This is a genomic window from Gordonia sp. p3-SID1431 (assembly GCF_025143765.1).
Taxonomy (GTDB): Bacteria; Actinomycetota; Actinomycetes; order Mycobacteriales; family Mycobacteriaceae; genus Gordonia; species Gordonia hongkongensis.
In genome coordinates this window covers 1-12,093 of the sequence record NZ_JAMBDT010000127.1, presented here as the reverse complement: position 1 = coordinate 12,093, position 12,093 = coordinate 1, and the positions used below count along the sequence as shown (strand labels likewise).

The following is a 12,093-nucleotide window of genomic DNA, read 5'->3' as shown; positions in this document are numbered from 1 at the left end:
CAGCCGAGGCTGAAGGGCTTTCCATTGAGCACCACGACACCCTTGACGGCGTCGGTGTTCACCGTCACCTGGATGACAGCCTTAGCCGAAGCGTGGCCGGCGCAAGAATTAACGCCCAGCTTCTCCTGGCTGTACACGACGCCACCCTTATTGCCTGCGAAGGTGTAACTGTTCACCGTGTAGTCCTTGAAGCTCGTGTCACTACCGGAGGTCGTGTTCACCAACCAAACGCGCTCAACCTGACCCGGGCCCAGGCTGACGGAACCATTTGCTCCGCCACTGGGGCTCCAACCGCCAGCGCTGTCAGGCGTCTCCCAGGTACCCGTGTTGCCGTTGGAGTCGGTGTACGTGCCGCTATCGCCCGAACTCGGCGGCTCATAGGCGTAACCACCTTCTGCCCCCGCGCCGGCACCAAAGTTAACCTGGCATCCAATGTCGAAGCCCACCTTGACAGATCCACCTTCAGCCTTCCCGCCGACGGTGACGCGGACCTTGCCCGACAACCAAGCTTCGCGCGAGGTCGGCACATTGCTGATCGCTCGCTGGACGTTGACGTACTCGTCGAACAGCTGAACGGTGACGGGGGTGCCGTCGACCAGGGTCTTGGTGATGGTGCCACCCGGCAGCGGGCCGGCGGTGGCGCCGCCGGCGCCGAGGCTGGTGAGGCCCATCGCGACGGCACCGGCGATACCGGCCGCCGCAACCACGCGACGCGTGATGTTGTTCTTCATGATTCCCCTTCGTGGAATATCAATCTGCTCAAAGCAGATAAGTCAGAGAAAGCTAGTTATCTGCGCCGGTCAGTTGATGCTGAAGGGCTTGCCGTACAGGGTGGACTGAATGAGGGTTCCCTCACCGCTCAGCTTGCCGTCATCAGTGCTGTACCCCTTGGCGGCTGTCACCTTCGCCACCGAGCGGACAGAAGCGAACCCACCGCACTTATTGAGCGTGAACGAGAGCTGCGACAACTGGATGCTCGCAACTCCCGCATCCGAGAGGTCCTTGTCCGTGATGCTGACCTCTGCCACCTGTCCGGGACTGAGGGGGAGATTGAGCGAACCGCTGAGCCCGCCGCTCTGTGCGAAGAAGTCGATGCTTCCTCCGAGGCCAAGCTCGAGTCCGTCGAGATTCACCTGGCAACCGACTAGGTAGGTGACGGCAAGGTTGCCGCCGACGCCTTCGCTGGCCTTCGCAGCGTAATTGCCCGACAGAACGAAGCCCCGGGAAGTCGGGACGTTGGCTACGGTCGGAATCGCGTAAGCGCTCTCAGCCGTGCGCCAGGTCTGCACGACCTCGCCGTCGATACCGGTGGCCTTCTTGTACCCGTTCGGCAGCGGCGCTCCGGCCGCTTCACCGACGCCCATGCCGGCCAGGCCCACGACCGCGGCCGAGGCGATCGCGACCGCGCCCGCGGCGCGGCGCAGCCCAAGCTTGCTGAACTTGCTCATTCGTTCCCTCTCACAGGATTCGGCTGTTACCCCGCGGAATGCACTCACACCCGCAAGTCATGACCCACGACGTTCGATGGGCTTCCACACAGTTACCACTAAGCCCGCTCTTACGCATGTCTTAGCCGTCGTTAAGAATCCATCGAATTCCTGGTCACTGCTGCGTCGTCACTCGCGACAGATCGCAGGACTCCCCCCGGTCCCCGACTCTGGGGACCGGCGTGTCGTCGAACCGAACGTTATCGGAGCGGTCTCAAGTCGGGCAACAGGAGGACTCGAGCGTGTCACGAAGAGGCCACGCACCAGCGTGAATCTCGAATTCGCCAACGATAGAACGCCGAAAGTTAACGACAGGAAAACACGCTGCTGTGACTACGTGCGGAAAGAGCGGAATCACCCGTGGTGCGGCGGCCGCTGCGCCTCATACCAATCCTTAGAGCGCCCTGTGTGATGTTCGTCACTCTCGTCTGAAGTCAGTTCAGGAACGGTGTTCCCGAACACCGCATCGAGACGACGACGCCGCGCAGCTCGGTGCTGCGCGGCGTCATCATCGCTGCTCATCGGCAATTTCCGGGGTTCTGAAGACTCTGTTCCCACCGGTCGGATATCCCATCGAAAGTGGCCCGTCACCCTGTTAACCAGGAGTTTTCTTTGTATTGCTGAACAGATTTCCGGGCCGCTCGGAGGCCTCGCGGAGCGACCGGGTCAGAACTCGCTGATCGACTCGATCACGTACTTGGCGAGGGGTGCGGCAGTTGCCATGCCGTCGCGCACCGCAGCCCGCGAGTTGGCCAGGTTCACCACGAGTGTCTGTCCGGAGATTCCAGCCAGCCCGCGCGAAAGTCCGCCGTCGGTGGCTCCCGCCGCCAGACCGGAGCTGCGGACGGCCTCTTCTATACCCCGCAGACGCCGATCCAGAAGGGGTTCGGTGGCCTCGGGCGTCACATCCCGGGCGCCGACGCCGACGCCGCCCACCGAGACCACGAGGTCCACTCCGCCGATCACCGCGGTGTTGAGCGCATTGCGGATCTCCACCTCGTCCCCGGAGACGACCACGGCGGCGTCGACGTGGAACCCCGCCTCGGCCAGCAGTTCGCTCACGAGCGGCCCGAGCAGACGCTGGTCCTCACCGTGGGCCGCCTCGTCGTCGACGACGACGACCAGCGCACGACCGATCTCTTCGCCCTGCGGGCGGTGAGCGGCCTGTTCGTGGCGCGCGACGAACTCCCGTGCCGCGGCGTCGGCCGCGACCACGTCGGCGGGGTCGACCGGACCCGGCCCGCCCGCGAGGCGGACGTCCAATGAGTTCTCGTCGAGATCGGTCTCGGCCGAGACGGCGGTGGTACCCGGGTTGCGCGGAGCAGCGTCGGACATGACAGGCCCTTTCTTGATAGGTGGGACCGTCGAAACGGTCGTTCGTGCTGCGCTGTGCCGGCGCCCGCGGTGGGCGCCGGAACAGCCTCCTCGATGCAGTTGTGGTGGTCGGTCAGCCGGCCGCGAGCGTGCCGAGCTTCACCTGGGCGGTCTTGGTGGCGCCGTTGTCCACGTAGGTCACGGTGACCGTGTCGCCCGGTGCGTGCGACCGGACCGCGGCGACGAGGGCGTCCCCCGAGGAGATGACGCGGTCGTCGACCTTCGTGATGACCGCGTCCTCGGGGATGCCCGCGTTCGCAGCCGGACCGCCGGGCGTCACCGCGGTGACGACGGCCCCGGGTGCGTCGGACGCGCCGCTCGGCCGTACCGACACACCGATGTTGGCGTGGCTGGCCTTGCCGGTGGACTCGAGTTCCCTGGCCACCCGGATGGCCTGATCGATCGGGATCGCGAACCCGAGTCCGATGCTGCCACCGGCCTGTTGCTCACCCCCACCGAGGGTGGCGATCGCGGTGTTGATCCCGATCAGCGCGCCCCGGGCGTTCACCAGGGCACCGCCGGAGTTGCCCGGGTTGATCGCCGCGTCCGTCTGGATGGCGTCGATGACCGAGGTGGTGTTGGTCCCGGGGTCACGCGAGGTCAGCACGGGACGGTTGAGCGCACTGATGATGCCGGTGGTGACGGTGCCCGCGAGTCCCAGCGGTGAACCGATTGCGATCACGTCCTGCCCGACGGCCAGGTTGTTCGAGTTGCCCACGGTGATCGGTGTGACGTCGTCGCGGTCGACCTTGATGACCGCGATGTCGGAGATCGGGTCGGCCCCCAGGACACGGGCCTCGGCCCGCGAACCGTCGGCGAAGTTGACCGCGACCCTCGACGCCGGGCCGTTGCCGCCGGCACTGACGACGTGGTTGTTCGTCATGATGACGCCGTCCTCGCTGAGGACGACGCCCGAGCCGGAACCCATCGCCCCGCCGGACGCGACCTCGATGGAGACCACCGACGGGGTGACCCGGGCCGCGACCTCCTGCACGGAACCGGCCGGCGCGGCGACCGGCGTCGTGTTGTCGTTGCCGGGATCGCCGCCCAGCGGACCGTTGCTGGAGCTGGAACCAGCGTCGGACTCGGCGAGGTTGTATCCGGCCACGCCACCCACACCGCCCGCGACCAACGCCAGGACGAGTCCGGCCACCCCCAGCGCCACGAGGCGTCCGCCACTCTTCTTCTTGGCGGGTGCGGCCGAGGGGCCGTCCGGGCCCTGGTTCCCGAAGCCGGGCTGGGAGCCGAACGGCGGCTGGCCCGACTGTCCGTACGCGGGACCCGGACCGTAGTTGCCCTGTGGCGGGAACGGACTCGTCCCGGGCCTGCCGTACGACGATGTCGACGCGTTGGTACCCGGGTAGCCCTGGCCGCCCGGTGCGGGGAAGGAGCCCGACGGCGGACCGAACGGACCGCCCTGTCCCGACGCCTCGTTGCCCGACGCCGCGCGGTGACCCCCGCCCGGTTGGCCCCCACCGTGCTGACCACCGCCGTGTTGACCACCGCCGTGCTGACCGCCCCCGTAGGAGCTGTCACCGTGCGAACCGCCAGTCGTCATCTTCGTCTCTTCCTCGTCGGCCCGGCCATGCGCCGGTGCTTGTTGTCAGTGGCCGGGCCGGGACCGCAACACCTCGGCATCGTCGTACCCGAACTGCGCCTTCGGTCAACCCTAGGTGATCCGAGACCAGGTCACACCGGGCGAGTTCAAGGCTGTTCGCAGTCGTCGACAACCGAGTCGTCGGCCCGGCGCCACCCGCTTCTCCTCTACTGACGAATCACCTGCGGGGATGGTTCCGCCGCAGTTGCCCGGCCCGGCAGGGTCATCCGGATCAGCGCTCCCCCGAGCGGCGACGTGTCGGCGACCACGGTGCCGCCGTGTCGTTCGACCACCTGACGCACGATTGCCAGTCCCAGACCCGATCCCGGCATCGACCGCGACTGCGTCGACCGATAGAACCGCTCGAAGACGAGACCTCGGTCCTCCTCGGGGATTCCGGGACCGGCATCGGCGACGTTGAGCTCCGCGGTCGACATCCCGATCTGGGTCAGGCCGACGCGCACCGTGCGGCCGGGAGGACTCCACTTCGCCGCGTTGTCGAGCACGTTCAGCACCGCGCGCGACAGTCCATGTGCCTCGCCGAACACGAACCACGGGGCGAGGTCGACCTCGAACTCGACGTCGTTGCGGCGGCGTCGAACTCGTTCGAGGGCCTGCTCCACGATCTCGGCGAGATCGACCTCCTCGTAGACCACTTCCGGCGCGTCCTCGCGGGCGAGGTCGACGAGATCGCCCACGAGCGTGGACAATTCCTCGATCTGCGCCATCACATCGGCACGGAGATCGACCATGTCCTCCTCCGGCACCGCCCGCGCCCCGGGACGACTCGCGGCGATCAGCAACTCCAGATTGGTCCGCAACGAGGTCAACGGGGTCCGCAGCTCGTGTCCGGCGTCGGCGACCAGACGTGCCTGCCGATCCCGGGACTCGTCGAGGGCGCGCAGCATCGCGTTGAAACTGACCGTGAGCTTGGCGAGTTCGTCGTTGCCGGTCACCGGGATGGGCGTCAGGTCGTTGGTCCGCGCGACCCGCTCCACGGCGCGGTTGAGACGCGAGACCGGCCGCAACCCGGCGCGCGCCACCGTCGTCCCGGCCAGGGCGGCGAGGGCGACCCCGCCGCAACCGACCACGAAGAGCACCCAGGCCAGACGCTTGAGCACCCGGTCGGTCTGGATGAGGCTCTGTGCGAGCACGAGGGTGTTGCCGTCGTCGAGTTTGCGGGTCAGGACACGCTGATTGCGCGTGGTGCGCAGGCTCTGCTGCGTGGAACCGGGCACGGACGGCGACCGGACGATGCCGCGCTCGACGTCGTCGAACGGCACCTGACCGATGAGATACGTCTCGCCGCTGGGGGTCACCAGCGCGATGGAGATGTTGGTGGAGAACACCGTTCCGGCCACCAGCTGCTCGGGTTGCGTACGCAGGACCCCCGCGCGGGCGAGCGCGGCCATCCCGTCGGCGCGACTCTCGAGCTGCTGGTCGACATCGTTGTACATCGCGCGATACACGACGAAATACGCGGCCGCGGCCATCAGACTCACCGAGACCAGCACGACGGTCGCCGACAGGATCGTCACGCGGGTACGCAGCGACACCGCGCGCATCAGCGGCATCGGCGCCCGCATCTCCTTCTCGTCCGACCCGACACCGGTGGTGTGCCCCGTGATCGCCCGGGTGAGGCGGTCGCGGAGGAGATCCCGGGTCTTCGGGTGTCGCGACGTCGAGTTCGACGACTTGCCGATCACTAGGGCGGCGTCTCCCGCAGGACGTACCCGACCCCGCGCACGGTGTGGATCAGTCGCGGTTCGCCGTCGGCCTCGGTCTTACGCCGGAGATAGCCGACGTACACCTCGAGCGCATTACCCGACGTCGGGAAGTCGTAGCCCCAGACCTCTTCGAGGATGCGGCTGCGCGACAACACCCGGCGCGGATTGGCCATGAGCATCTCGAGCAGGGCGAACTCGGTGCGCGTCAGACTGATCGAGCGCTCGCCGCGGGTGACATCGCGGGTGACGGGATCGAGCGACAGATCCGCGAACGTCAGGGTCTCCGAATCCGCGTCCTCGTCCGGCGAGGCACGGCGCAACAGCGCCCGCAACCGGGCGAGGAGTTCCTCGAGGGCGAACGGCTTGGGCAGGTAGTCGTCGGCTCCGGCGTCGAGCCCGGACACCCGCTCGGACACTGAGTCGCGTGCGGTCAGCACCAGGATGGGGAGGTCGTCACCGGCGGAGCGGAGTCGGCGGCACACCTCGAGGCCGTCGAGCCTGGGCATCATCACGTCGAGGATCGCCACGTCCGGCCGGTCGGCCAGGATCTTCTCGAGTGCCTCGATGCCGTCGCCCGCGGTCTCGACGCTGTAGCCGTTGAAGGTGAGCGACCGTCGCAACGACTCCCGGACGGCCCGATCGTCATCGACCACGAGGATGCGCATGGCTACAGTCTTATCCACCCCGGCTGAGATCCGGCTGAGCAACGCCGAAACCCACCCGTTCAAGTGCCGGAGTCGGCGTTCACCTGCGGTTCCGGCGGCCTTTCACATCGGGGACCGAGTTCTGTGAGGTCAAATTGATGGATGCGTAACGCCGGGCTTCGGGTCGCGAAACATCGACCTCCGACGCTGAAACCCGTGACCCTGTCTGCCCCGACTCGATCTGTCGTGTCCCGATCGGTGATGTCGCTGTGCGCCTATTGCGGTGTCGGTTGCGGCATGGAGATGAAGCTCGACGACGATTCCGACCGCGTCACCAGGACGATCGGCCGGCCCGATCATCCGACGAACTTCGGGCGACTGTGCACCAAGGGGTCCACCACCGCGGACATGCTCGCCGCCGGCGGGCGCCTGTCCACCGCACTGGTCCGAGACGATCGCGGCGGCCAGCTGCGGCCCGCCGAGATCGACGCCGTCATCACCGACACCGCACGGCGCCTCCGCGACATCGTCGACCAACACGGGCCCGACGCGGTGGCCCTGTACGTCTCGGGCCAGATGTCGCTCGAGGCGCAGTACCTGTCGAACAAGCTGGCCAAGGGTTTCCTGCGCACCCACCAGATCGAGTCGAACTCGCGGTTGTGCATGGCGAGCGCCGGGACCGGATACAAGCTCTCGCTCGGATCCGACGGGCCGCCCGGGTCGTATCAGGACTTCGACCACGCCGACGTCTTCCTGGTCATCGGCGCCAACATGGCCGACTGCCACCCGATCCTGTTCCTGCGCATGATGGATCGGGTCAAGGCCGGGGCGAAGCTCATCGTCGTCGATCCGCGTCGCACGGCAACGGCCGACAAGGCGGACCTGTTCCTGCAGATCCGATCCGGGACCGACCTCGCCTTCCTCAACGGCCTGCTGCACCTGCTGATCGCGAATGGCCACACCGACACCGAGTTCATCGAGTCGTTCACCGAGGGCTTCGACCAGATTCCCGAGTTCGCCGCCCAGTACCCACCGGACGTCGTCGAGTCGATCACCGGGATCGCGGAGTCGGATCTGCGGGCCGCGGCCGAGCTGATCGGGAACGCAGCCAACTGGATGAGTTGCTGGACGATGGGCCTCAACCAGTCCACCCACGGGACCTGGAACACCAACGCGCTCATCAACCTCCACCTCGCCACCGGCGCGATCTGCCGGCTCGGCAGCGGGCCGTTCTCACTGACCGGACAGCCGAACGCCATGGGCGGACGCGAGATGGGCTACATGGGCCCGGGCCTGCCCGGCCAGCGCGCGGTCGTGTCCGCGGCGGACCGTGAGTTCGTGGAGGGCGTCTGGGGTGTTCCGGCCGGGACCCTGCGCACCGACGTGGGCGGCGGCACCATCGACATGTTCCGGCGGATGGCCGATGGCGAGATCAAGGCGTGCTGGATCATCTGCACCAATCCCGTTGCCTCGGTGGCGAATCGCAAGACCGTCATCGAGGGACTCGAGCGCGCCGAGCTCGTGATCACCCAGGACACCTTCGTCGACACCGAGACCAACCAGTACGCCGACGTGGTGCTGCCCGCGACGCTGTGGTCGGAGTCGACCGGTGTGATGGTCAACTCCGAACGCAACCTCACCCTGTTCGAACCCGCGCTCGACGCCCCCGGACAGGCGATCCCGGACTGGCAGATCATCGCGCGCATCGCCGCCGAGATGGGGTACGCCGACGCCTTCGACTATGCGAGCGCCGAGGAGGTGTTCGAGGAGATCAAACGGTTCGCGAACCCGAACACCGGCTACGACTTGCGCGGGGTGACCTACGACCGGCTCCGCCGCACGCCGATGCAATGGCCGTGCCCGCCGGCCGAAGACGGCGTGCCCGATCCGGTGGACACCGGTGCCCGCAACCCGATCCGGTATCTCAACGACGGTCGCAGTCAGACGCTCCACCGCCTCGACGACGGGTCGACGCCGCGCCTCGCGTTCGCCACCCCCAGCCGCCGCGCCCAGTTCTTCGCCCGTCCCCACCTCGACCCGGCCGAGATGCCCGACGACGACTACCCGTTCCTGCTGAACACGGGCCGGTTGCCCCATCAGTGGCACACCATGACCAAGACCGGCCGGGTGGCGAAGCTCAACAAACTCAACCCGGAGCCCTTCGTCGAGATACATCCCGACGATGCCGACCGGTTGGGCATCACGGCCGCGGACAAGGTCGAGGTCGCGTCCCGTCGCGGCCGGGCGGTGTTGCCGGCGCGGATCTCCGACCGCGTGCGACCCGGCAACTGCTTCGTACCGTTTCACTGGAACGACGTCTTCGGCGAACACCTGGCGATCAATGCCGTCACCTCCGACGCGGTGGATCCGTTGTCGCAGCAGCCGGAGCTGAAAGTGTGTGCGGTGACCCTGATCCGGGTGCCCGGTTCGCGCGGTGACGTCGACGATGCGCCGGTCGTCGCCGCGGGTTCACCTAAACTTGCTGAGGCACTGGGGGTCTCGGGTGTCGAGGCGCCTGCGATGACCCCCGCCGAGCGCCTCTACCTGGCCGGTCTGGTGGCCGGCGTGGGCGACTCACCCGCGGGCAGTCCGGTGCTCCCGGCCGATGCGCCGCTGGGTGCCGAGCTCCGCGTCTGGGTGTCGGGTGTTCTCGCCGGCCTGTACTCCCGCGCGGCCGCCGCACCCGATCCCGCTGTCCCCCGGTCCGACTCATCGCCGTCGGAACCGGACACCGACACGGTGACGGTGCTCTGGGCCTCGCAGATGGGCAACGCCGAGGAGCTCGCCGCAGAGGCCGCCGAGCGCGTCAAGGCCAGCGGCCTCCGGGTCGACGCCCGGTCGATGGACGATGTCGAAGTCGGCGAATTGAAGGGCACGGCCCTGTTCGTCACCTCGACCACCGGGGATGGCGATCCGCCGGACAACGGCACGTCGTTCTGGGACGCGCTGAACTCCGAGGACGCACCCGACCTGTCCGGTGTCGACTACGCGGTGCTGGCGCTCGGCGACTCCAACTACGACGACTTCTGCGGCCACGGACGCAAACTCGACACCCGCATCGGTGAACTGGGTGGCCGTCGCCTGCTCGAGCGCGTCGACTGCGAACCCGACTTCGAGGAGACGGCGGGCGGCTGGCTGACCGAGGTCATCCGGGCGATCAGCATGTCGAACCGGGCACCCACCTCGGGGGTGACCGGGGACCGGGTGACCGTGGTCAGTGAACCGGCCGACTCCGCGGCGGCACCCTCGGTACGTTCCGCGCCGGCCTATTCGCGGAAGAAGCCGCTGCTCACCTCGCTCGTGCGGAACGTCAAGCTCAACTCCGAGGGGTCCGGTAAGGACGTGCGCAACTTCGGGTTCCACCTGCCCGCCGGCACGATGTCGTACCAGGCCGGGGACGCGTTGGGGGTCTGGCCGCGCAACGACCCGACCCTCGTCGAGGAGTTCCTGGACCGCACCGGCCTCGACGCCGACGCGTCGGTGACCGTGGGCGGTGATGAGGTCGCGTTGCACACCGCCCTGCGCGACCGCATCGAATTCGCTCGTGTGACACCGGATCTCATTCGTTTCGTCGCCGACCGTACCGGTTCCGCCGATCTCAAGACGCTCATCGCACCCGGGAACAAACAGCAGTTCAACGACTGGGCGTGGGGGCGACAGTCGGTCGATGTCCTGGCCGATCATTCCGTCACCGCCGACGCCTCAGAGTGGATGCAGGTCCTCAAACCGATGATCCCCCGGTCGTATTCGATCTCGTCGAGTCCCCTGGAGAGTCCTGACGAGATCCAACTGACGGTGTCGGCCGTGCGCTACAACCTGTTCGGCACGCCGCGTGGTGGTGTCTGCTCGACCTTCCTGGCCGACCGCGCCGACGACGAGATCGGCGTGTTCGTCACCTCCACGAGCCACTTCCGGCCGCCGGCTGACCCCGACACCCCGATGATCATGATCGGCCCCGGCACCGGCATCGCCCCGTTCCGCGGTTTCCTCCGCGAACGCGAGGCCCTGGGGCACACCGGGAAGAACTGGCTGTTCTTCGGCGAGCAGTACTCGGCGACCGACTTCTACTATCGCGATGAGTTGACGACCATGCTCGGCGACGGACTGCTCACCCGCCTCGACGTCGCGTTCTCGCGCGATCAGGATCGCAAGATCTACGTCCAGGACCGGATGCGCGAACACGGTGAAGAGCTCTACCAGTGGCTGCACGACGGCGCTCACGTCTACGTCTGCGGCGACGCGACACGGATGGCCAAGGACGTCGACGCGACACTGAAAGGCATTGTCGCGCAGTACGGTCGCCGCTCCCCCGCGAGCGCGGAGTCCTACGTCAAGGCCCTCGCAGCCGACAAACGCTATGTGCGGGACGTGTACTGAAGGGCGAGCCCCGGACGGCGCCTGGCCGCAGATCTGAGCTGCGGCGCTACCCTATGGCACCCTGAGGTTCGACGCTTCCCTATGCTCCCTGAGGCGCGACGCTTCCCTATGCTCCCTGAGGTGCGACGCTTCCCTTTGCTCCCTGAGGTGCGACGCTTCCCTTTGCTCCCTGAGGTGCGACGCTTCCCTTTGCTCCCTGAGGTGCGACGCTTCCCTATGCTCCCTGAGGTGCGACGCTTCCCTATGCTCCCTGAGGTGCGAGGAGCGCAAGCGACGAGCCACGAAGGGCACCGCAAGTCGGAGTAAACAGGCGACGCCAGCTGCCGCGAACTCTCCACAGGCAGGGGTACATACGTTCCACGGGCTGCCAGAATCCTCGACGATACTGCGATGGCATGGGTATACATCCTCGAGTGCGCGGACGGGAAGTACTACGTCGGAAGCACGCGCGACCTCGACAATCGGTTACGCCAACACAGCTCGGCGCAGGTTGGTTTCACTGCTCACCGCCAGCCGGTGAGGCTGGCGTGGTCGGTTGAACTGTCACTGGACGACGCCTACGCGATCGAGCGACGAATTCACGGCTGGTCTCGTGCGAAGAAGAAGGCACTGATCGACGGCGATATCGATCTACTTCGCGCCCGGGCAGGGCGCAGGGGCGGTCGCCCACGCTGACATTGACACGAGGCTTTGTGAACAAACGTGCAGGAGGACTTTCAGTGCCGTCACCAGCCCCCCGTGGCTCGTAGCTATCGCTCCTCACAGATCAGGGTCTCCGGCCTGACGGCCGTCGTGGGCCACGAAAGACCACTCCTGGGCGACTGAACTCATGCTCCCTGAGGTGCGAGCGAAGCGAGCCACGAAGGGCACCGCAACGCGTCTCACCA

The 12,093-nt window shown here is 67.2% G+C and carries 8 protein-coding genes; 2 read left to right on the top strand and 6 right to left on the bottom strand.

Features of this window, described 5'->3' with window-relative positions:
- The 6 genes from M4D77_RS21555 to M4D77_RS21530 all read right to left on the bottom strand — a co-directional run.
- The coding region (locus M4D77_RS21555; RefSeq protein WP_259937347.1) for an MspA family porin at nt 1-731 on the bottom strand (731 nt) is incomplete at its 3' end.
- Between the two features lie 69 nt (nt 732-800).
- Nucleotides 801-1,448 carry an MspA family porin gene (locus tag M4D77_RS21550; RefSeq protein ID WP_259937346.1) on the bottom strand — a complete coding sequence of 216 codons (648 nt, stop codon included), beginning with the start codon at nt 1,446-1,448 and terminating at the stop codon, nt 801-803.
- A 705-nt stretch (nt 1,449-2,153) separates the two neighbouring features.
- Nucleotides 2,154-2,822 carry a molybdenum cofactor biosynthesis protein B gene (locus tag M4D77_RS21545; protein ID WP_058251498.1) on the bottom strand — a complete coding sequence of 223 codons (669 nt, stop codon included), beginning with the start codon at nt 2,820-2,822 and terminating at the stop codon, nt 2,154-2,156.
- Between the two features lie 112 nt (nt 2,823-2,934).
- A complete protein-coding gene (locus tag M4D77_RS21540; protein WP_058251499.1) occupies nt 2,935-4,419 on the bottom strand; it encodes a S1C family serine protease in 1,485 nt (494 codons plus the stop codon).
- A 206-nt stretch (nt 4,420-4,625) separates the two neighbouring features.
- On the bottom strand, nt 4,626-6,164 hold the full coding sequence (locus tag M4D77_RS21535) for a HAMP domain-containing sensor histidine kinase (RefSeq protein WP_078112187.1): 1,539 nt from the start codon (nt 6,162-6,164) through the stop codon (nt 4,626-4,628).
- Entirely contained in the window at nt 6,164-6,850 is a 687-nt protein-coding gene (locus M4D77_RS21530; RefSeq protein ID WP_058251501.1) for a response regulator transcription factor, read from the bottom strand. Before M4D77_RS21530 ends, M4D77_RS21535 begins: the two co-directional genes overlap by 1 nt.
- A 240-nt stretch (nt 6,851-7,090) precedes the next feature.
- Between M4D77_RS21530 and M4D77_RS21525 the strand changes: the two genes are divergently transcribed.
- The gene (locus M4D77_RS21525) at nt 7,091-11,206 is read left to right on the top strand and encodes a bifunctional nitrate reductase/sulfite reductase flavoprotein subunit alpha (protein WP_259937348.1); all 4,116 of its coding nucleotides are present in this window, start codon (nt 7,091-7,093) and stop codon (nt 11,204-11,206) included.
- Between the two features lie 390 nt (nt 11,207-11,596).
- A complete protein-coding gene (locus M4D77_RS21520; RefSeq protein ID WP_065630217.1) occupies nt 11,597-11,881 on the top strand; it encodes a GIY-YIG nuclease family protein in 285 nt (94 codons plus the stop codon).
- Nucleotides 11,882-12,093 lie beyond the last annotated feature (212 nt).